21 protein-coding genes and 1 tRNA gene are annotated in these 21157 nt (G+C 64.7%); 10 read left to right on the top strand and 12 right to left on the bottom strand.

Annotated features, from left to right (window positions below; all coding sequences use genetic code 11):
* Nucleotides 1–162: 162 nt before the first annotated feature.
* Nucleotides 163–237: transfer RNA gene (locus GGC65_RS17145), tRNA-Gln, on the bottom strand.
* Between the two features lie 55 nt (nt 238–292).
* Nucleotides 293–1378: a branched-chain amino acid aminotransferase gene (locus tag GGC65_RS17140; protein WP_192648267.1), complete on the bottom strand. Its 1086-nt coding sequence runs from the start codon at nt 1376–1378 to the stop codon at nt 293–295.
* 178 nt (nt 1379–1556) lie between these two features.
* Between GGC65_RS17140 and GGC65_RS17135 the strand changes: the two genes are divergently transcribed.
* On the top strand, nt 1557–2069 hold the full coding sequence (locus GGC65_RS17135; RefSeq protein ID WP_192648266.1) for a MarR family winged helix-turn-helix transcriptional regulator: 513 nt from the start codon (nt 1557–1559) through the stop codon (nt 2067–2069).
* A gap of 105 nt (nt 2070–2174) precedes the next feature.
* Here the strand turns inward: GGC65_RS17135 and proC are convergent, their stop codons facing one another.
* Nucleotides 2175–3005, bottom strand: a complete 831-nt coding sequence (proC, locus tag GGC65_RS17130; RefSeq protein WP_192648265.1) for a pyrroline-5-carboxylate reductase — start codon at nt 3003–3005, stop codon at nt 2175–2177.
* Between the two features lie 19 nt (nt 3006–3024).
* Nucleotides 3025–4710, bottom strand: a complete 1686-nt coding sequence (locus GGC65_RS17125; RefSeq protein WP_225940870.1) for an alkaline phosphatase family protein — start codon at nt 4708–4710, stop codon at nt 3025–3027.
* Nucleotides 4711–4796: 86 nt separating this feature from the next.
* On the opposite strand from GGC65_RS17125, the gene GGC65_RS17120 reads away from it, so the two are divergent.
* The 5 genes from GGC65_RS17120 to GGC65_RS17100 all read left to right on the top strand — a co-directional run bounded on the left by GGC65_RS17120 (nt 4797) and on the right by GGC65_RS17100 (nt 9196).
* Nucleotides 4797–6860, top strand: coding sequence for a protein-disulfide reductase DsbD family protein (locus GGC65_RS17120; RefSeq protein WP_192648264.1), 2064 nt, complete (start codon nt 4797–4799; stop codon nt 6858–6860).
* Nucleotides 6860–7600, top strand: a complete 741-nt coding sequence (locus GGC65_RS17115; RefSeq protein ID WP_192648263.1) for a TlyA family RNA methyltransferase — start codon at nt 6860–6862, stop codon at nt 7598–7600. Before GGC65_RS17120 ends, GGC65_RS17115 begins: the two co-directional genes overlap by 1 nt.
* 61 nt (nt 7601–7661) lie before the next feature.
* A complete protein-coding gene (locus tag GGC65_RS17110) occupies nt 7662–8213 on the top strand; it encodes a TspO/MBR family protein (RefSeq protein ID WP_192648262.1) in 552 nt (183 codons plus the stop codon).
* 35 nt (nt 8214–8248) lie between these two features.
* Nucleotides 8249–8590, top strand: a complete 342-nt coding sequence (locus GGC65_RS17105) for an accessory factor UbiK family protein (RefSeq protein WP_192648261.1) — start codon at nt 8249–8251, stop codon at nt 8588–8590.
* 99 nt (nt 8591–8689) lie between these two features.
* Complete coding sequence (locus tag GGC65_RS17100; RefSeq protein ID WP_192648260.1) at nt 8690–9196, top strand: YbjN domain-containing protein; 507 nt, start codon at nt 8690–8692, stop codon at nt 9194–9196.
* Here the strand turns inward: GGC65_RS17100 and GGC65_RS17095 are convergent.
* From GGC65_RS17095 to GGC65_RS17075, 5 genes are all read right to left on the bottom strand, one after another.
* Nucleotides 9193–10152: a right-handed parallel beta-helix repeat-containing protein gene (locus GGC65_RS17095; RefSeq protein WP_192649586.1), complete on the bottom strand. Its 960-nt coding sequence runs from the start codon at nt 10150–10152 to the stop codon at nt 9193–9195. The two genes, GGC65_RS17100 and GGC65_RS17095, sit on opposite strands and share 4 nt — an antisense overlap.
* A 93-nt stretch (nt 10153–10245) precedes the next feature.
* Nucleotides 10246–12864, bottom strand: a complete 2619-nt coding sequence (gene metH, locus GGC65_RS17090; protein ID WP_192648259.1) for a methionine synthase — start codon at nt 12862–12864, stop codon at nt 10246–10248.
* 119 nt (nt 12865–12983) lie between these two features.
* Nucleotides 12984–14030, bottom strand: coding sequence for a homocysteine S-methyltransferase family protein (locus tag GGC65_RS17085; protein ID WP_192648258.1), 1047 nt, complete (start codon nt 14028–14030; stop codon nt 12984–12986).
* Complete coding sequence (gene metF, locus GGC65_RS17080; RefSeq protein ID WP_192648257.1) at nt 14027–14968, bottom strand: methylenetetrahydrofolate reductase; 942 nt, start codon at nt 14966–14968, stop codon at nt 14027–14029. Before metF ends, GGC65_RS17085 begins: the two co-directional genes overlap by 4 nt.
* The gene (locus GGC65_RS17075; protein ID WP_192648256.1) at nt 14965–15951 is read right to left on the bottom strand and encodes an ArsR/SmtB family transcription factor; all 987 of its coding nucleotides are present in this window, start codon (nt 15949–15951) and stop codon (nt 14965–14967) included. Before GGC65_RS17075 ends, metF begins: the two co-directional genes overlap by 4 nt.
* A 229-nt stretch (nt 15952–16180) precedes the next feature.
* Here GGC65_RS17075 and GGC65_RS17070 point away from each other — a divergent pair, with 229 nt between their 5' ends.
* The 4 genes from GGC65_RS17070 to GGC65_RS17055 all read left to right on the top strand — a co-directional run bounded on the left by GGC65_RS17070 (nt 16181) and on the right by GGC65_RS17055 (nt 18142).
* Entirely contained in the window at nt 16181–16513 is a 333-nt protein-coding gene (locus GGC65_RS17070; RefSeq protein WP_192648255.1) for a hypothetical protein, read from the top strand.
* A gap of 181 nt (nt 16514–16694) precedes the next feature.
* Nucleotides 16695–17024 (top strand): entericidin EcnAB, encoded by a 330-nt coding sequence (locus GGC65_RS17065; RefSeq protein ID WP_192648254.1) that lies wholly within the window; start codon nt 16695–16697, stop codon nt 17022–17024.
* 76 nt (nt 17025–17100) lie between these two features.
* Nucleotides 17101–17313: a hypothetical protein gene (locus GGC65_RS17060; RefSeq protein ID WP_192648253.1), complete on the top strand. Its 213-nt coding sequence runs from the start codon at nt 17101–17103 to the stop codon at nt 17311–17313.
* A 148-nt stretch (nt 17314–17461) separates the two neighbouring features.
* On the top strand, nt 17462–18142 hold the full coding sequence (locus GGC65_RS17055; protein WP_192648252.1) for a DJ-1/PfpI family protein: 681 nt from the start codon (nt 17462–17464) through the stop codon (nt 18140–18142).
* On the opposite strand, the gene GGC65_RS17050 is transcribed toward GGC65_RS17055, so the two are convergent.
* The 3 genes from GGC65_RS17050 to groES all read right to left on the bottom strand — a co-directional run bounded on the left by GGC65_RS17050 (nt 18139) and on the right by groES (nt 21040).
* A complete protein-coding gene (locus GGC65_RS17050) occupies nt 18139–18891 on the bottom strand; it encodes a glutaminyl-peptide cyclotransferase (RefSeq protein WP_225940869.1) in 753 nt (250 codons plus the stop codon). The genes GGC65_RS17055 and GGC65_RS17050 overlap by 4 nt on opposite strands.
* A gap of 135 nt (nt 18892–19026) precedes the next feature.
* Entirely contained in the window at nt 19027–20670 is a 1644-nt protein-coding gene (gene groL / locus GGC65_RS17045; protein ID WP_192648250.1) for a chaperonin GroEL, read from the bottom strand.
* Nucleotides 20671–20752: 82 nt separating this feature from the next.
* Entirely contained in the window at nt 20753–21040 is a 288-nt protein-coding gene (gene groES, locus GGC65_RS17040; RefSeq protein WP_037514464.1) for a co-chaperone GroES, read from the bottom strand.
* Nucleotides 21041–21157 lie beyond the last annotated feature (117 nt).

Below are 21157 nucleotides of genomic sequence, written 5' to 3'. Positions count from 1 at the left end.
TTGGTAAGAGCGGAATTGCTACCAACAATCTGACCAAAAACGGGTCGAGCTGCAAGGGGACCGCCTGAGCGGAATCGCGATTCCGTCTCAAGATAACTCATTGTTTTTATTGATTTAGCCGAGAAGCTCTGAGAGCTTACGAGCGCCTCTGAAAACACCGGCTGGCTGGGGCGGCAGGATTCGAACCTGCGAATGGCGGCATCAAAAGCCGCTGCCTTACCACTTGGCGACGCCCCAACGGGCCGGTGCGAGGCGCGCTCTATAGCGCGCCGCCGGTTATTGCAAGGCAGCCTTAGAGGCGGGTGACCCAACCGTGCGGATCGGCGGCGCGACCGCGCTGGATATCGACGAGCTTGTCCTTGAGCTTCGTCGTCACCTGCCCCGGACCGCCGGCGCCGATGGTGAAGCTCGAATTGCCACGCGTGACCTTGCCGACCGGCGTTACCACCGCGGCCGTGCCGCAGGCGAAGCTTTCGGTGAGCTTGCCGCTCTCCGCATCGGCCTGCCACTGGTCGATTGCATAGGGTTCCTCACGCACCGTCAGGCCGGCGTCGCGCGCCAGCGTGATGATCGCGTCGCGCGTGATGCCGGGCAGGATCGTGCCGGTCAGCGGCGGGGTGACGATGCTGCCGTCGTCGAAGACGAAGAACATGTTCATGCCGCCCAGTTCCTCGATCCAGCGATGCTCGGCGGCGTCGAGGAAGACAACCTGGTCGTGGCCCTTGGCGATCGCCTCGCGCTGCGCAACGAGGCTGGAGGCATAGTTGCCGCCGCATTTGGCGGCGCCGGTGCCACCGGGCGCGGCGCGGGTATAATCCTCCGACACCCAGAGCGAGATCGCGGGGGCACCCGACTTGAAATAATTGCCGACCGGCGAGGTGATGACGAGGAACTGATATTCGGCAGCGGGCTTGACGCCGAGGAACACTTCGCTCGCGAACATGAAGGGGCGGAGGTAGAGCGCGCCCCCCTCGACCGGCGGGAACCAGTGTGCATCGGCGGCAACGGCTTCCTTCACCGCGGCGATGAAGAGTTCCTCGGGCAATTCGGCCATCGCCATGCGGCGCGCGCTCGCATTAAAGCGGGCGGCGTTGGCCTCGGGCCGGAACAGCGCCATCGATCCGTCGTCGAGGCGATAGGCCTTCAGCCCTTCGAAGATTTCCTGCGCATAATGGAGCACCGCGGTCGCGGGATCGAGCGACAGCGGCCCGCGCGGCATCACTTGCGCGTCATGCCAGCCTTGCCCTTCGGTGTAGCGGATCGATACCATATGATCGGTGAAGACGCGCCCGAACGCCGGATCGGCGATCGCCGCCGCCCGTACATCGTCCGCGACCGGATTGGAGTGCGGCAGATGGGTGAAGGCGGGAGCGGACATGCGAAAACACCTGTGTCAGAGCGTTTTCAAGTCAGGCGGAACCGCCTGATGACTCGGAAAACGCGGTAAAACAAAGAAGCTGGAGCGATGCTTTCGATTCCATCGAAACCGCCGCTCCAGCGGGTTTGTGGAGCGGGCCTCTTGCCAAAGACCGGCGCGACGCGCAACGGTAGCGACTATGCAGGATGAGAATTTTCTTTCACAAGTACCCGCTGCCTCTGCTCTTTTCTTGCGCGAAGATGAAGTGCGCCGCGGCATCGAATTCCTCTTTTTCGCCCATGCTTCGCTGTGGCGCGCGATCGATGCGCGGCTCGCCGAAAAGGAGCTTGGGCGCGCGCATTACCGCGCGCTCTATTTCATCGCGCGGCAACCGGCGCTGACGATTTCGGACCTGCTCGCCCTGCTCGGCATTACCAAACAGTCGCTCGGGCGGGTCGTAAAGGAGTTGGAGGCGCGCGACTATCTGACGACGCGCCCCGGCAATCGCGACCGGCGCGCGAAGGAGCTTCGCCTGACCGACGCCGGCCGCGCGGCCGAGAGCGCGATCTTCACGACGCTCCGCGACACGATGAGCCGCGCCTACACCCATGCGGGGCAGCAGGCGGTGACGGGGTTCTGGCAGGTCAGCGAAGCGCTCGTCCCGCCGCGCGAACGCCGCCGGATCGCGATGCTGGGGAAAGAGGTGGACTAGCCATACTTAATTCCGTTCGCATCGAGCGAAGTCGAGATGCCCATCGGCTGGGCGCCACACCGAGAGGTGTCTCGACTTCGCTCGACACGAGCGGGTTATGACGGGTCAGCCCTCGCCGCGCGCAATATCCGCAAGCTCACGCCCGCGATCGCGCGCCGCGCGCAGCACATTGGTGAGCAGCGCCGCAAGCTGGCCGTCGCTGTCGAGCACATCGAGCCCGGCCTGCGTCGTACCGCCCTTGCTCGCAACCTGCGCGATCAGCACGCCGGGCTTTTCGCCGCTGTCGGCGAGCAAGGCCGTCGCACCGCCAAAGGTCGCGGTGGCGAGTGCCAGCGAGTCCTCGGCCGACAGGCCCAGCCGTTCGCCCGCCGCAGCATAGGCCTCGATCAGGCGGAAGACGAAAGCGGGGCCGCTGCCCGTGAAGGCGGTGACAAGATCCATCGTCGAATCGTCGGCGAGCCGCACCGTTTTGCCTAGCGTGTCGAGCAGTGCGTCGATCGCCGCATCGTCGGCATCGCCCAGCGTCGCAACCGCCGAAACCCCGGCGCCGATGCGCGCGGCAAGGTTCGGCAAGATACGGACCTGCGCACCCGCATCGGGGAAACGCGCCGCGAGATCGGCGAGCGAGACGCCCGCGAGGATCGAGAGCAGATGAACCTTGCCGGTCGCGAGCGGCGCCAGCACGTCGGCGACGTCGCCAAGCTGCTGCGGCTTCATGCCGAGCATGATCCAGTCGGCGCTGCCGCCCGCGGCCTGCCATTCATCCAGCGACGCATATTGGGCGATGCCCTTTCGCGCCGTCGCATAGGGATCGACGATCGCGACCAGCGCCGGGTCGAGACCCGCCGCCAGCCAGCGATCGAGCATTGCGCCCGCCATATTGCCGCAGCCCACCAGCAGGAACCGGCCGGAGAAATTCCGCAATGCTTTGGTCATAGGTCCTTCTTTTCTGTCCTTAGCGACAGCTGCTCTCGGGCCCCGACAACAGGTCGAGGCAGCGGCCATCAATCTTGTTCGCATCGACGGGGACACCGACGACCGACGCCAGCGTCGGCATGATATCGACCGTCATCACCGCGTTGGGCTGTTCGAAACCCGCGAGCCCCTTGCGCCAGAAGAGGATCGGCACGCGGCGGTCATAATCCCACACCGACCCGTGCGTCGCGACATAACCGATGCCCGATTCGGGGATCGGCGTGACCCGCGGCTTCAGCGCGATGATGAAATCGCCCGACCGCTGCGGATTATAGGATGCGCGCAGCTTGTCGAGCAGGCTCCACGTGTCGGGCGCACGCTTCGAGATCGGGTGCGCGTCGAGCTGGTCGCGCGTCACCACTGCCTCGACCTGCGGATGCGCGCGGAGGCGCGGCAGGATTTCGGCGAGCACGGCCTTGCGCTGCGCTGCGGTCAGCGTCTTCGCGAAATAATAATCGTCGCCGTCGCCATAAAGAATGGGTTGCGGCAGGCCGAGCTTTTCGGCGACTTCCTTGCCGATCGCGCCGGGGTTGAGCGCCTTGTCGATGCGCTGCGCATAGGGCCAAGCGTTCTGGCGGTTGCGTTCGGGCAGGTCGTGCCCGCCATGGTCGGCAGTCAGCGCGACGACATAATCGATTCCGGTGGCATCGAGCTTTGCGAAGAATTCACCCAGCTCGCGGTCGAGACCCGCCATCTGGAGGCACATTTCGCTGCCTTCGGTGCCGGTGCTGTGGCCGACATAGTCGGTCGCCGACAGGCCGACGATCAGCAGGTCGGTGTTGCTACCCTCGCCCATCTTGCGCACCTGGCGCAGCGCGGCGGCGGTCGCGAGGACCGCGCCGTCGGCCTCGGGCGACGCCATGAACTTGCGGAAGTCGCCGGCATCGCGCGCCATCCGGCCGGTGCCCACGGTCGCGCCCTTGTCGCCGACCGGGATCGCGATGTCGTGCGCCGTGCAATCGGCGGGCAGCGTCATTGCGGGGCGCGGCTGGTTGATCGCGGCCGCAATCGCGGCGCTTGCCTGCTGTGCGGCGGGCGACAGCGTCGTACCGCGATAGCTGGTGAGCCCGGTGGGCGCGAGCCACATCAGTTCGTCGGCCTGACGGCCGCCCATCATGATCGCCGAACGATCCTTGCCCGACACCGAGACGACCTGCGCCTTCGGATCGCGCGCCTTCATCAAATCGCCGAGCGTCGGGACGAGCAGATGGTTTACCGACGGCGCATATTCGCCGCCCTTCGACGTCGTCCCTGCGACCGTCTCATCCTCGGCGCAATAAACGCGCTTGTCGGCGCGCGCGACCGACAGGTCGAAATAATTATTGGCGACGATCCCGGTGTGTGCCGGGTGGTTCCCGGTCAGGATCGTCGAATGGCCGGGGCAGGTTTCGGTCGCGCCGTGCGACTGATAACCCGAAGGAAAGACGACGCCCGACGCAAGCCGCGCGAGTCCGCCGGTGAAATGCCCACGATATTCGGCGAAAAGGTCGGCTGAAAACTGATCGACCGCAATCATCACGACAAGCTTTGGTGCCGGGGTCGCGGCGGTAACTTTTTGTAACGGGGGCGCGCTATTCTGCGCGAGACCGGTTCCGGCAGCGGCAACACAAAGCACGGCGGCAAGGGCAGTGGACAGATATTTCAGCTTCACGGACGGCTTCTCCAACCTGAGGGTGTCAGCGCGGGCTGTCCTCTCGTCGAAAGCCGCCTATATGGCAAGCCTTCGAACGATGAACGGGCGCGGGCATAGCCATGAATTTGCAGAGTGAGGCTTTTGTGACACTTATGGTGCGCACGCTACTGGCATTGCTGACGCTGGTCGGCGTCATGGCCGGCCCCGCGCACGCGCAATCGACGCATATCCAGCCCAAACTGGTTGCCGAGTCGGCGGCGCCGACCCCCGGCAGCAGCACGACGCTCGCACTGACGATGGCGCCCGAAAAAACGTGGCACGGCTATTGGGCGAATGGCGGCGACGCGGGCTTCGGCCTGTCGGTCGAATGGAACGCCCCCGAAGGCGTGACGATCTCCCCCTTCCGCTATCCGGTGCCCGACGCGCTGATCCTCTTCGGCATGATGAACCATGTCTATGAGCATCCCTATGCGCTGCTCGCCGAGGTGCAGGTCGACAAGAACGTCGCGCCGGGCACCGACCTGACTTTGTCCGGGGTCGCGAACTGGCTCGCCTGCACCGACAAGGTGTGCGTGCCGGAGAAAGCCGTGATTTCGGTCGCGCTGAAGGCCGGCGATGGAAAAATCGTGCCCGCGGAACGCACCCGCTTCGACGCTTGGCGCGCGCTGCTTCCGCAACCGCTCGATCGCCACGGCACTTGGGAAAGGCGCGGCGCCATGGTGCGCTTCGCCATTCCCCTCCCCGCCACGACCGCGATCGACGCGCCGCACCTGTTCGTCGAAACGCAGGATGTGGTCGACTATGCCGCCCCCCAAAACGTCAGCCGCAACAGGGACCACATCATAGTCGAGACGCGCGCGAAGGGGGAAAAGGCGGGGCCGGTTTCGGCGCTACTGAAGCTCGGCGGCGGGCGAGGGCTGTCGTTGACGCTCGAACCCGGCACCGTGCCGGCCGCGGGCGAGGTGATCGCCGGGAAGGCCGCCGGCATCGACATGGGCCTGTTCTGGACCGCGCTCGGCGGCGCCATCCTTGGCGGGCTAATCCTCAACCTGATGCCCTGCGTCTTCCCGATACTGAGCCTCAAGGCGCTAAGCCTCGCGCGCTCGGGTGGCGATGTGCGCTCGGCGAAGGTCGAGGCGCTGGCCTATACGGCGGGCGCCATCGTGACCGCGCTGCTCCTCGGCGGCGCGCTGCTTGCGCTCCGCGCGGCGGGCGAACAGGTCGGCTGGGCGTTCCAGTTGCAGCATCCGGTGAGCGTATTGGCGCTGCTGATCCTTGCGCTGGCAATCACACTCAACCTGCTCGGCGCCTATGAGCTGCCGTCCTTCGGTGGTGGGCAGGCGCTGGTCGACAAGGGCGGAGCATCCGGCGGCTTCTGGACTGGCGCGCTCGCGGCCTTCGTCGCGACGCCGTGCAGCGGCCCGCTGCTCGGCGCGGCGCTCGGCGCAACGCTGGTGCTGCCCGCCTGGGCCGCGCTGCCGATCTTCGGCGGTCTGGGGCTGGGGCTTGCCCTGCCCTTCCTTGCGATCGGCTTTGTGCCCGCGCTGCGGAACCGGCTACCCAAGCCCGGACCGTGGATGGACCGCTTCCGCAAATGGATGGCGCTGCCGATGGGACTGACCACGCTCGCACTGGCTTGGTTGCTGTGGCGCCAGCTCGGCAGCGGCGAACAGCTCATATGGCCGGTCACCGCCGTCGCCATGGCGCTTGTCCTGCTCACCCATTTCGGCGCGATCCAGCGCGGCGACCGGCGATCGTGGCTGCTGATTGCCTCGGGCCTGCTCCTGCTCGGCAGCCTCGCGGGCACGGTGGCCGAAGTCGCCAAGGCCGAACGCGCCGCCGATGGCGCCGGATCGACCTTCTCTGCCGAAGCGCTGACCAGGGCGCGCGCCACCGGCAAACCCGTCTTCGTCTATTTCACCGCCGACTGGTGCCTGTCGTGCAAGGCGAACGAGGCAGGGGCGATCAATCGCGAGGCGGTGCAGCGTGCATTCGACAAGGCAGGCGTTGTCACGCTCGTCGGCGACTGGACGAACGGTGATCCGGTCATCACGCGCACGCTGGCGGAACATGGCCGCAACAGCGTGCCGCTTTATCTCTGGTATGCGCCGGGCGCCGCCAAGCCCGAAATCCTGCCGCAGATCCTGACCCCCGGCCTGCTCACCGACAAGGCGAAGCCCTGATGGCCAAACAGCGCGCCGACCAGTTGCTCGTGGACCGCGGCCTCGCCGAAAGCCGGACGCGCGCGCAGGCGCTGATCCTGGCGGGGCTTGCCTTTGTCGGCGACCGCAAGATCGACAAGGCGGGGCAGCAGGTTGCCGATGATGCCGAGGTCAGCGTCAAGGGCCGCGACCATCCGTGGGTGTCGCGCGGCGGGATTAAGCTCGACCATGCGCTCACGCATCTGGGCTGGGACGTGAGCGGCGCGGTCGCGATCGACGTCGGATCGTCAACGGGCGGGTTCACCGACGTGTTGCTCAGCCGCGGCGCGGCGCGCGTTTATGCCGTGGATTCGGGCACCAACCAGCTCGCGTGGAAGCTGCGGCAAGACGAGCGCGTTGTCGTCCATGAACAGACGAGTGCGCGTATCCTGACGCCGACGCACATCCCCGAATCCGTCGACCTGATCGTCTGCGACGCCAGCTTCATCGCGCTGTCGAAGGTGCTGCCGGTGCCGATGGGCTTCGCGAAATCCGGCGCGCGGATGGTCGCGCTGATCAAGCCGCAGTTCGAGGCCGAACGTCACGAAGTCGGCAAAAAAGGCGTCGTCCGCGATGCCACGGTGCACGCCCGCGTTTGCGCCGAAGTGCGTGACTGGCTGACCGGCGAAGGCTGGGACGTCGTCGATCTCGTCGAAAGCCCGATTACTGGCCCCGAAGGAAATGTTGAATTTCTGATTGCTGCGGTGAAGCGAGCCGCTTGACGCTGCGCCGCACAATCGCGACACCGATGCAACGGATTCGCGTGTGGGGGATAATGCGGACATGACCGAAATCGCAACGCCGGGGCAGCTTCGCATGTCCTATCTGCGCTGGGCGCTCGTCACCGTGCCAGCCATCGTGCTCGCGGGCAGCCTGTCGGGCCTGTTGTCGAACAGCGGTTATGGCAATCGCTGGTTCGCCGCGCTCGACCTGCCGCCAATCACCCCGCCGGGCTGGGTGTTCGGCACCGTCTGGCCGCTCCTCTATATCTGCCTTGGCCTGTCGCTCGCGATGATCCTGCACGCGCGCGGCGCGAAGGGGCGCGGTTTTGCGCTGCTGCTTTTTTTCGTCCAGCTTTTCGCCAATTTCGCCTGGTCGCCGCTGTTTTTCGGGCAGCATCAAGTGACGACCGCGCTCTATGTGATCATCTTCATCCTGATGGTGACGGTCGCTACCGCCTTCGCTTTTGCGCCGATCCGCAAGGCCGCGGCGTGGCTGCTCGTGCCCTATATGATCTGGCTCAGCTTTGCCGCGATCCTCAATTTCCAGATTGATCAGCGCAATCCCGATGCCGAAACCCTTGTTCCCGCCGCTGCCAGCACCCAAATAGGATAGTGGCAAGGGGATAGCCCCGACGGAGGAATTTAGACATGCAGAGCGAAAACCGCTTTTTCGACGATCTGGCCAAGATGGTGAACGGCATTGCCGGAACCGTCGCGGGCGCGGGCCGCGAAGCCGAGTCCGCGATGCGCGACCGCGCCAAGGAATGGGTTGGCCGCATGGATTTCGTCAGCCGTGAGGAATTCGAGGCGGTAAAGAAAATGGCCGCCACCGCACGCGCCGAAGCCGAAGCGCTGAAGGCGCGTCTCGACAAGCTTGAGGGTGTCGCGAAGCCCGCGGCCGCGCCTAAGGCCGCTGCCGCACCGAAAGCCGCTGCGAAGCCGGCCGCAAAACCCGCTGCCAAACCCGCGGCGCACAAGCCCAAGAGCTGAGACACGCGGACGCGCTTTTGGCAGTTTATGCACAATAATTCCCCGGATGGCACGGGACGCGGACTCGCGTCATCGTACCATCCGGGCTAAGGCGCGCGCATGAGTGACGATATTTACGACGACGATGACGGCCAGGACGCAGCCCCGATGGAGATGCTCGCGTCCTATTTTGCCGCGCACGACTGGCCGCACGAGATGGTCGGCGAGGATGAGATCGTCGCGACCGCGCAGGGCAGCTGGACGACATACGAGCTGCGCGCGGTGTGGCGCGCCGACGATGGCGTGATCCAGCTCCTCGCCTTCCCCGACATCCGCGTTGTCGAAGACAAGCGTGCCGTCGCGCACGAGGCTCTCGCGCTGATCAACGAACAATTGTGGCTCGGCCATTTCGAGCTCTGGTCGAACAGCGGCACGATATTGTTCCGCCACGGCATGCTGCTCGGCGCCGACGCGGCGCTGCCGCTCGAGATGACAGAAACGCTGATCGAAAGCGCGATCGACGAATGCGAGCGCTTTTACCCGGTGTTCCAGTTCGTGCTGTGGGGCGGAAAATCGCCCGCCGAAGCGCTCGCCGCGTCGCTTATCGAAACGCGCGGCGAAGCCTAATCCGAAATTTTCTCGAAGCGCGTCAGTCCCGGGCCGATCTCGTTCGGTCCGATCGCGAGCGGCTCGCCGCTCCAGTCGGCGACGAAGATCGTCTTGCGGTCCAGACCCTGCGGCACGCTGGCGCGATTGCCGGTGATCACCAGCCCGCGTGACGGATTGTCGCGCGCCTCGGCTGCGACCGCGATCAGTACCGCATAATTTTCCTTGTCACGGCCCTGGATGAGCAGGTTGTCCGTGACGCGGCCGGTCGATCCCGCGGGCAGGTCGATCAAATAATTGGTCCCCTTCCCCTGCGTATCGTCGAAACTGTTGTCGCTGATCTCAACCTGCGGCGAACGCGTCTTGAGATAATGGCCGCCGCTGCCTTTTTCGAAGCGCGTGTTCGTCACGATGACGCGGCCATACGCGCCGGTGTAAACGCTGTGCGCGCAGCTGAGCCCGCGGTCGCAGCGGCCGAGCCGCGAGAAGGTCGAGCGGGTGATCGTCAGCGTCGCCGCCGCATCGTCACCGGTCAGTATGCCTTCCTCGCTATTGCGGAACATGCTGTTCACGATATCGAGATTGCTGCGCTCGAGGCGGATGCCCGCGCCATTGCCGTCGGGCACGCGCAGATTCTGGAACACGATCCCGTCGACACGCGCCCCGTTGCCGCGCAGCACCAGCGTCGCCTTCCCCTCGCAGGTCACGCCGTCGAAGACCGCGCGGCCGGGTTCAGCGGCGACAAAGGCGATGCGGCCGGCGGTCTGCACCGCGCAGTCGCGATGATAGCCGGGTCCGATGCGGATCGTGCCCTCGCCGTCGCCGATCGCATCGACCGCTTCCTGAAGCCGGTTAAAGCCACGGCCGTCGACGCTGTAGGGCGCGGTGCCGGTCTGCGCGGGCAGCGGCGCCGGCGCGAGAAGCAGCGGAAGGGCGAGCAGCGGCAACAGGGGCCGATGGAGAATTGCCTTGAACATGCTCCGCCCATAGCGGCTTTTGGCGCACCCGTCGTTCGCGAAGCTGGTTAACCGCACGCCTGTCCCCTTATCGGACAGGCGTGCCGAGGCGCGTTAATCGAGGTTCGGGCGCAGCCAGCGCGTTGCGGTTTCGATATCGACCCCGCGCCGCGCCGCATAATCTTCGAGCTGGTCGCTGCCGATCCGCGCGACACCGAAATACTGGCTTTCGGGGTGTCCGAAATAGAAGCCGCTCACGGCAGCCGTGGGCAGCATCGCAAAGCTTTCGGTCAGCACCAGCCCAGCATTTTCCTCTGCCCGAAGCAGGTCGAACAGGATCGGCTTCAGGCTGTGATCGGGACAGGCGGGATAGCCGGGGGCCGGACGGATACCGCGATATTCTTCCTTGATCAGTGCCTCGTTGGTCAGCTGTTCGCCCGGCGCATAGCCCCACAAGGTGGTGCGAACATGCTGGTGCAGCCGCTCGGCGAAGGCTTCGGCGAAACGATCCGCCAGTGCCTTCAGCAGGATGTCCGAATAATCGTCCTTGTCGGCGCGGAAGCGCTCCGAAAAAGGCTCGATGCCGTGGATGCCGACCGCAAAGCCGCCCATCCAGTCGCCCGCCGGATCGATGAAGTCGGCGAGACACATATTGGCACGGTCGCGGCTCTTCTTGATCTGCTGGCGCAGGAAGGGGAGCGTCACATGGCGCTCCTCGTCGGCTAGGTGGATGGTGACGCTGTCGCCGTCGCGCGCGCAGGGCCAGAAGGCGCAGACGCCGCGCGCGGTCAGCCATTTTTCGGCGATCAGTCTGTCGAGCATCGCGTCGGCATCGGCCTTGAGTGCCACCGCCGTCTCGCCGACCACCTCGTCTTCCAGGATTGACGGATAGGTGCCGTGCAGCTCCCACGCCCGGAAGAAGGGCGTCCAGTCGATGCATTCGCGCAAATCTTCGAGCGACCAGTCGTCGAAGCGATGCAGCCCCGGCTGCATCGGCGGCGCGGGCTTGTCGCTCAAATAGGCGTCGTAAAAATTGGCGCGCGCCTCTTCGAGGCTGTGGAGCACGCTCTGCCCCTTGCCCGCGCGTACGTCGCGGACATGGGCGTAATCGTCTTTGTAACCCTGCACATAGGCATCGCGCCCGGTGTCGCTGACCAGCGACGTCGCAACGCCGACCGCGCGGCTGGCGTCGAGGACGTGGAGCACGGGTCCTTGATAGGCGGGATCGATGCGGAGCGCGGTGTGAACCTTCGACGTCGTGGCGCCGCCGATCAGCAGCGGCATCGTCATGCCCGCGCGCTGCATTTCCTCGGCGACCGTTACCATCTCGTCGAGCGAGGGGGTAATGAGGCCCGAGAGGCCGATCATGTCGGCGTCATTCTCGTTCGCTGCCTCGAGGATCTTCGACCACGGCACCATCACGCCGAGGTCGACGATCTCGAAGCCGTTACATTGCAGCACGACGCCGACGATATTCTTGCCGATATCGTGGACGTCGCCCTTCACGGTCGCCATCACGACCTTGCCCTTACCCTTCGCGCCGGGTTCCTTCGCCGCCTCAATGAAGGGCAGCAAATGCGCCACCGCCTTTTTCATCACGCGCGCCGATTTGACGACCTGCGGCAGGAACATCTTGCCCGACCCGAACAGGTCGCCGACGACATTCATCCCGTCCATCAGCGGCCCTTCGATCACTTCGATCGGGCGCGGTAGCAACAGACGCATTTCCTCAGTATCGTCGACGACATAGGCGTCGATGCCCTTGACCAGCGCATGTTCGAGACGCTTTTCGACCGTCCATCCGCGCCATTCCTCGGCCGCCTTTTCCTGCGCCGCATTGGTGCCTTTGTAACGTTCGGCGAGCGCGATCAGCCGTTCGGTCGGGCTTTCGGCTTCGCCTTCGACCTTGCGGTTGAGCACGACATCCTCGACTGCCTGCCGCAGTTCGGGATCGATCGTATCATAGACATCGAGCTGGCCCGCGTTGACGATCGCCATGTCGAGCCCGGCGGGGATCGCATAATAGAGGAAGACGCTGTGCATCGCACGGCGCACAACCTCGTTACCACGGAACCCGAACGACAGGTTCGACAGGCCGCCCGAGAAATGGACGTGCGGACAGCGGATGCGGATTTCCTTCACCGCCTCGATAAAATCGACGGCATAATTGTCATGCTCTTCGAGGCCAGTGGCGACCGCGAACACATTGGGGTCGAAGATGATGTCCTCGGGCGGAAAGCCGATCGTCATCAGCAATTTATACGCGCGCTCGCAGATCTCGATCTTGCGCTCCTTCGTGTCGGCCTGCCCGACCTCGTCGAACGCCATCACGACGACCGCAGCGCCGTACGCCATGCACTTGCGCGCATGGTCGAGGAAGGGCTCTTCGCCTTCCTTCATACTGATCGAATTGACGATCGGCTTGCCGGGCACGCATTTCAGCCCCGCCTCGATCACATCCCATTTCGAGCTATCGATCATAACCGGGATGCGCGCGATATCGGGCTCGGCGGCGATGAGCTTCAGGAAGGTCGTCATCGCATATTCGGCGTCGAGCAGGCCCTCGTCCATATTGACGTCGATGACCTGCGCGCCATTCTCGACCTGCTGGCGCGCGACCTCGACCGCCGCGGTGTAATCGTCGGCGAGGATCAGCTTCTTAAACGCCGCGGAACCCGTGACGTTGGTGCGTTCGCCGATGTTGACGAAGCTGGAGGAGGCGGCGGTTGTCATGTTTTTCTTTTCCGTTCGGGCCGAGCCTGTCGAAGCCCCGCCCTTTTCTTTTGCGATGGCCCGATGGAAGAACAGCCCTTCGACAAGCTCAGGGCGAACGGGCTTTGTTTTTCGGGAGACTAGGCCGCCATAGTGAAGGGTTCGAGTCCCGCGAGCCTTGTCCGCACCGGCACCTCAGGCAGCACGCGCGCCGGCAGCCCTTCTACCGCCTTCGCGATCGCCGCGATATGCGCCGGCGTCGAACCGCAGCAGCCGCCGAGGATATTGACCTGTCCATGATCGGCCCATTCGCCAACCAGCCCGGCGGTAGTGTCGGGCAGCTCGTCATATTCGCCGAGCTCGTTGGGCAGGCCCGCATTGGGATAGACCATGATTAGCGTGTCGGCGATCTCGCTGAGCGTCTTGACGTGCGGGCGGAGCTGCGTTGCGCCGAAGGAGCAGTTGAGCCCGATCGTCAACGGCCGCGCGTGGCGAACGGCGTGCCAGAAGGCCTCGACCGTATGTCCCGACAGGTTACGGCCCGACAGGTCGGTTAGTGTCATCGACAACATGATCGGGAGGTCACGGCCCAGTGCCTCTCCGGCCTCGATGACCGCCATGATCCCGGCCTTGGCATTGAGCGTGTCGAAGATCGTCTCGATCAGGATAAAATCCACCCCGCCCTCGACCAGCGCATCGATCTGTTCGCGATACACATCTTTCAGATACTCGAAGTCGATCTCGCGAAACCCGGGATCGTTGACGTCGGGCGACAGCGACAGCGTCTTGTTGGTCGGGCCGATCGCGCCCGCCACGAAACGCGGACGACCATCCTTCGCCTGAAACTCGTCGGCGATCCGCCGCGCCAGCCGCGCACTCTCGACATTGATTTCGCGCACCAAATGTTCGGCGCCATAATCGGCCTGGCTGATCCGGTTGGCGCTGAAGGTGTTCGTCTCTGCAATGTCCGCCCCCGCCTCGAAATAGGCGCGATGGATGCTCTCCGGCACGTGCGGAGCGGTCAGCGCGAGGATGTCGTTATTCCCCTTCTGGTCATGCGCGAGCCCCAGCGTGCCGGCATAGTCGGCCTCGGACAATTTCCAGTTCTGGATTTCGGTCCCGAACGCGCCATCCGTGATCAGGATGCGGTCCTTCGCGGCGGCCATCAAAGCTTCACGGGCGGTCATGCTGCTTTCTCCGTCGCGGGCGCCACCCGCGGACGCAAGCCCAGAAGGTGGCAGATGGCATAGCTGAGTTCGGCACGGTTGAGCGTGTAGAAATGGAAATCTCGCACGCCGCCCGCATACAAGCGGCGACACATTTCGGCGGCTATCGTCGCCGCGACGAGCTGGCGCGCGGCGGGGTGATCGTCGAGTCCGTCGAACAGCGACACCATCCACGCCGGGATCGCGGTGCCGCACATGTCGGCCATGCGGCGCGTCTGCGACACGTTCGACACGGGCAGGATGCCGGGAATGATCGGCGCGTCGATGCCCGCCGCCGCGGCAGTATCGCGAAAGCGCAGGAAGCTATCGGGCGAGAAAAAGAATTGCGTGATCGCGCGCGTCGCGCCGGCGTCGAGCTTGCGCTTGAGGTTGTCGAGGTCGGCTTCGGCGCATGTCGCATCGGGATGCGTTTCGGGATAGGCGGCGACCGAAATGTCGAACGGCGCGATCGCCTTCAGCCCGGCGACCAGTTCGATCGCATTGGCATAACCATCGGGATGCGCACGATAGGGCTCGCCGCCCGGAACGTCGCCACGCAGCGCGACGATATGGCGCACCCCGGCTTCCCAATAAGCCTCTGCCACTTCATTGATCTCGGCGCGCGAGGCCTCGACGCAGGTCAGGTGCGCGGCTGGCGGAACGCGGCTTTCGGCGGCGATACGCGCGACGGTCGCATGGGTGCGCTCGCGCGTCGATCCGCCCGCGCCATAGGTAACCGAAACGAAGCTCGGACCCAGCGGCTCGAGCGTGCGGAACGTGTCCCACAGCTGCGCTTCCATCTTCTCGGTCTTCGGCGGGAAAAATTCGAAGCTGACGCCGATATCGCCTTCGAGATTGGCGAACAGCGGCGATGCTGCGGCACGGCGCGCCTCCGCCAACGAGTTCAAATTCGACGTCATGCCGCAAGCCTTTTACTTTGTCCGTCACCGGGGACGGTGGGTTGATCTTCATCGCTGCGACGGCGGCCGAGCCATAGCTTCACGGCCAGCTCCCCGCCTTCGAGCGTCTGTGTATTTTCCAGCAGCAGGCCCGCCGAGGCGAACCAGCCGCGGATCTGCGCGTCCGAAAAGCCAAGGCGTGCGTGCGCAGCAAAATTGCGCAGCTCCTCATCCTCGTGCGGCGCAAAGTCGACGACGAGCAAATGGCCGCCGCCGCGCAGCACGCGGCTCGCTTCGGCGATCACCCGGTCGGGTTCGTGCGCGAAGTGGAGCGCCTGGTGAATGACAATACTGTCGACGCTCGCATCGGCGACCGGCAGGTTCAGGAAATCGCCCTGCAGCAGGTCGACCGGAATCGGTTGCCCCGCGAGCTTGGCGCGCGCGATCCGCAGCATTTCGGGGCTGCGATCGAGCGCGGTGATGCGGCGCGCGGTCGGCGCGAAAATTTCCGCCATCCGCCCGGTGCCGGTGCCGATATCGAGCAGGTGGCCGAGCCGGCGGTTGTGCATCATCGCCAGCATCGCCGCTTCGACCTCGCTCTCGGCGATATGCCGCGACCGGATCGCGTCCCACTCGTCGGCATGTTCGGCGAAATAGCGTTCGGCCGCTGCGGCGCGTTCGTCGCGCACCGCGGTCAGGCGCCGCGCATCATGCGCGATGACCAGCGCCTCGCGCGCCGAAAATGGCCATTTTTCAGCCTGCCCGATAATCCCGGCGACCGGTCCGTTTTCGGCAATCCGCAGGAAAACCCAGCTCCCCTCGCGTCGCCGTTCGACGATCCCGGCCTCGACCAGGATCCGGACATGGCGCGAGACGCGCGGCTGGCTCTGGTCGAGCACGACCGCCAATTCGCCGATTGCCAGCTCCATTTCGCGCAAAAGCGCCACGACTCGCAGTCGCGTCGGGTCCGCCAAGGCACGGAAAATGTCGATTAGCTCGCTCACGGACACACATATAAAGCTTTCTTTATATCTGGTCAACCAAGCGCCGCACCACAATTTCCGCCACGCGTCCCCAGACCGAGACCGAATTCGGACGAAACACCGGGGCTCGCACAAAAAGGGCGTTGCACGCGATTCCGCGAGGCGGTAATTCTGCGCGCGATTGGCATATTTCGGGATAGATCAGTTCCTGTGCCGATCGGTCAGTTCAAACCGAGAGGGGTATTCCCAAATGAAGAAATCGATCACTCTGTCGCTCGTCCTCGCCGCCTCGATGGGCCTCGCTGCTTGCGCCGAAAAGGCTGCCGATGACACGGCTGCTGCAACCGAAGACGCTGCTGCGACCGTCGAAGGCGCTGCTGACGGCGCGATGGAAGCGGCTGAAGGCGCCGCCGACGCGACCGCCGCTGCTGCTGGCGAAGCCGGTGCCGCTGCCGACGCTGCTGGCGATGCCGCCGCTGCTGGCGACGCTGCCAAGGCGACCGACAAGGCTACCGAAGCTGCTGACGCTGCCAAGGAAGCTTCGGACGCCGCCAAGGGCGCGATGGAAGAAGCCAAGAAGTAAGCATTTTTCGGCTTTTCGAGCCGAAGAAATGTCAAAGACAAGAGGGGGTCGCCGGTTCGCCGGTGGCCCCTTTTTCGTTCGGAACAGGTATCAATCGGGCGCGGTTGCCAAGCTCCTGATCCACCGTTAACTCTCAGTCCTAATGACCGGCCGCCCGGTCATTGTTTTCGAAAGGAATATCATGCGCAAAATCATCATCGCCTCGATGGCCGCCGCGGCCTTCAGCCTCGCCGCCTGCTCGGAAAAGACCCAGGATGCCGCTTCGGAAACCGCGACCTCGGCTGCCGATGACGCCGCCGCCGCTGGCGACGCCGCCGCCGATGCCGCTGCTGGCGCTGCCGATGCGACCGCTGCTGCGGCCGACGAAGCCGCCGACGCGACCGCTGCTGCGGCCGACAAGGCCGGCAACGCCGTCGAAGGCACGGTGAACGCCGCTGGCGAAGCCGCCGACAAGGCTGGCGAAAAGATCGCCGAAGAAACGAAGAAGGCCGAAGCCAACGACAAGAAGTAAGTCGTCGGTACGCCTTCGGGCTGATAATGGGGCTCCATCCACCTCGGATGGAGCCCTTTTTCGTGGGAGCGCGTGAATGATCGACCTTCGGACGGCGAGCGCCGCGCTCGCAATGCTGGTCCTGACGACGGGGTGCAGTCGCACCGATAACGAACCTGGCCCCGGCGGGGTGACGGTAAGCGAGGCGAAGGCGCTCGACGATGCCGCCGAGATGCTCGAAAGCCGCGACAGTATTTCGCCGCCCGAAACGGGCAAGGCGGCGGAGGAACCGGCGAAGACCGGCAAATAGCGCCTTCCCCTCATCGCACCGGGAGACTAGACTGGGCGCGCTCCGCGACTGGCGCTGAAGATGGGATCCCATCGGGAAGCGGGGCTGGCCGGCAGGCCGTCATGAGCCGCGCGCCTGGGTGATCCACTGCCAACGAGGGGACATCCGCATGACCGATACGCCCGCCACCAACATCGTCTTCCTGCTCTTTCCCGGCATCACCCAGCTCGACTTCACCGCGCCTGCACAGGCGTTATCGCGCATGCCCGGCGCGACGCTCGTCGGGGCAGCCGCCAACCGCGAACCGATCCTGACCGACAGCGGCTTTGCGATCGTTCCGACGCATGATTTCGCGAGCGCGCCGCAGGCCGACATCCTTTGCATCCCCGGCGGCCACGGCGTCGCCGACGCACTGGGCGACGCCGCGACGATCGATTTCATCGCGCGGCAGGCTGCCGGCGCGCAATGGGTGACGAGCGTCTGCACCGGCGCCTTCCTGCTTGGCCGCGCCGGACTGCTCGCGGGCAAGCGCGCCACTACGCACTGGGCCTACACGCATCTGCTGCCGCTCGTCGGCGCCGAACACGCAAAGGCGCGTGTTGTCGAGGACGGTAATCTCGTCACGAGCGGCGGTGTTACGTCGGGGCTCGACTTCGCGCTGAGCTTGATCGCGCGGCTGCGGGGAGATGCGATGGCGCAGGCGATCCAGCTCGCGATCGAATATGACCCCGCGCCGCCCTTTGCCGGCGGCCATCCCGACCGCGCGCCCAAGGCGATCACCGCGGGGTTGAAAGACCATGTCTATGACGCCGCAGCGGCGCGGATGGAGGCGGCACTAACGAGCGCCTAGCGGCAGTCCGCCAATGCGATTTCGTAGAGTTTCGGCCAGTTCTTGCCCGTAACGAACAAGCGCTTCTTCTTTGCGTCCCACGCAATGCCGTTGAGCACGCTGTCAGTCCCGCTCACGCCGGCATCGGCCTTGAGCGTCGACAGGTCGACGAGCGAGACGACATTGCCGGTGACGGGATCGATACGGAGGATGAAATCGGTCATCCACACATTGGCCCAGATCTGCCCGTCGATCGTCTCGAGCTCGTTGATCATCGGGATCGGCCGGTCGCCGAAGCGCACCGTGACGCGCTTCTGCTCCTTCATCGTCGCGGGGTCGAAAAAGCGCAGGTCGGGCGTCCCGTCGCTGAGCACGAGACTGTCCCCGACCATCGTCAGGCCCCAGCCCTCGCCTTCATATTTGAAGGTGCCGACGGGCTTCAAATCCTTGATCGACCAGCGGTTGCCGATGCCGCCCTGCCAGGTCACGCCGATAATCTGGTTTCCCCAGCGCGTAATGCCTTCGCCGAACTGGTCCGCCGGCAGCTTCGTCTCGGCCAGCGCCTTGCCGGTTTGAAGGTCGAGTCGCGCCACGCGGGACTGCCCATATTGGCCGGTGGCCTCGTACAGATGCCCGTCCTCCCAGAACAACCCCTGCGTGAAGCTGGTGGCATCGTGCGGGAAGGTCTGGACGATCCTGTAGCCGCAGCGCTCGATCGGCGGCGGCTGGACCACAGGGTCGGCGAGCATTGCGAGAGCGAGGAGGAGCATCATCACCGCCCTAGCTATGCCGCATTGCCTGAACTGGCAATGTCCCGCCGCCCCTGTTTCGCCACCAAAGAAAAGGGCCGGAGGATTGCTCCCCCGGCCCCGTTTCTCATTGGCTGAGCGCCGAACGGTTTGGACTTAGAAGTCCATGCCGCCCATGCCGCCCATGCCGCCGCCGCCCATCGGCATCGCCGGCTTGTCTTCCGGCAGCTCGCTGACAGCGGCTTCGGTGGTGATCAGCAGGCCCGACACCGAGGCAGCGTCCTGAAGCGCGGTGCGCACGACCTTGGTCGGGTCGATGACGCCGGCGGCCTTCAGGTTTTCGTAAACGTCGGTCGCAGCGTTGAAGCCCTGCTCCTGGTTGTTTTCACGCAGCAGGTTGCCGGCGACAACCGCACCATCGTGGCCAGCGTTGGCCGCGATCTGGCGCAGCGGCGCTTCGATCGCCTTGCGGACGATGTCGATGCCGCGGGTCTGGTCGTCGTTGGCGCCCTTCAGGCCTTCGAGAGCCTTGGTCGCGTACAGCAGAGCGGTACCGCCACCGGGGACGATGCCTTCTTCGACGGCAGCGCGGGTCGCGTGCAGCGCGTCGTCAACGCGGTCCTTGCGTTCCTTCACCTCGACTTCGGTCGCACCGCCGACCTTGATCACGGCAACACCGCCGGCGAGCTTCGCCAGACGTTCCTGCAGCTTTTCACGGTCATAGTCCGACGTGGTCGTTTCGATCTGCGCGCGGATCTGTTCGACGCGGCCCTTGATCGCTTCATGGTCGCCCGAACCATCGACGATGGTCGTGTTGTCCTTGTCGATCGTGACGCGCTTGGCCTGGCCCAGCATGTTCAGCGTGACCGACTCGAGCTTGATACCCAGGTCTTCGCTGATCATTTCGCCGGCGGTCAGGATCGCGATGTCCTGCAGCATCGCCTTGCGGCGATCGCCGAAGCCCGGCGCCTTGACGGCCGCGACCTTCAGGCCGCCACGCAGGCGGTTCACGACGAGGGTCGCGAGCGCTTCGCCTTCGATGTCCTCGGCGATGATCAGCAGCGGACGGCCCGACTGCACAACCGCTTCGAGGATCGGAAGCATCGACTGGAGGTTCGACAGCTTCTTTTCGAAGATCAGGATGTACGGATCGGCGAGTTCGACGATCATCTTTTCCGGGTTGGTGATGAAGTAAGGCGACAGATAGCCGCGGTCGAACTGCATGCCTTCGACGACATCGAGTTCGAACTCGAGACCCTTGGCTTCCTCGACGGTGATCACGCCTTCCTTGCCGACCTTTTCCATCGCTTCGGCGATCTTCTCGCCGACTTCGGTGTCGCCGTTGGCCGAGATGATGCCGACCTGTGCGATTTCCGAGGTGCCGGCGACCGGGGTCGAACGGCCCTTGAGGTCTTCGACGACCTTGGTGACCGCAAGGTCGATGCCGCGCTTCAGGTCCATCGGGTTCATGCCGGCGGCAACCGACTTCATGCCTTCGCGAACGATCGCCTGGGCGAGGACGGTCGCGGTGGTGGTGCCGTCACCGGCCTTGTCGTTCGCCTTCGAGGCGACTTCGCGCAGCATCTGCGCGCCCATGTTTTCGAACTTGTCCTTCAGTTCGATTTCCTTGGCGACGCTGACGCCGTCCTTGGTGATGCGGGGCGCACCGAAGCTCTTGTCGATCACGACGTTGCGGCCCTTGGGGCCGAGGGTGACCTTGACGGCGTCGGCGAGGATGTCGACGCCCTTGAGGATACGCTCGCGCGCGTCGCGCGAAAATTTAACGTCCTTGGCAGCCATGATTGCTTCCTTCAAAAAAATCGCAGAAAACTGCGTAACTTTACACTGAAATCGCGTTTCCGCCGGGGCGGAACGACGGGCCTCAGGCGATGACGCCGAGGATGTCCGATTCCTTCATGATCAGCAGCTCTTCGCCGTCGACCTTGACTTCGGTGCCCGACCATTTGCCGAACAGGATGCGGTCGCCGGCCTTGACGTCGAGCGGGGTCACCTTGCCATCATCGGCGCGGGTGCCGGTGCCGACCGAGACGACTTCGCCTTCCTGCGGCTTCTCTTTGGCGGTGTCGGGGATGATGATGCCGCCAGCCGTCTTTTCTTCGGCTTCGATACGGCGGACGAGCACGCGGTCGTGCAGCGGGCGAAATTGCATGGAAATCCCTCCAGAGATGGAAATGATGTCGTTTAGCACTCACAGGGTGCGAGTGCTAACAGTCGGCCATATGGGTGGGAGTCAGATAGGCGTCAAGCGCCGCGCTACAAGATTCGT

Origin of the sequence: Sphingopyxis sp. OAS728, from assembly GCF_014873485.1 — a bacterium.
Taxonomy (GTDB): Bacteria; Pseudomonadota; Alphaproteobacteria; order Sphingomonadales; family Sphingomonadaceae; genus Sphingopyxis.
This window is presented reverse-complemented; position numbering and strand designations above follow the sequence as displayed.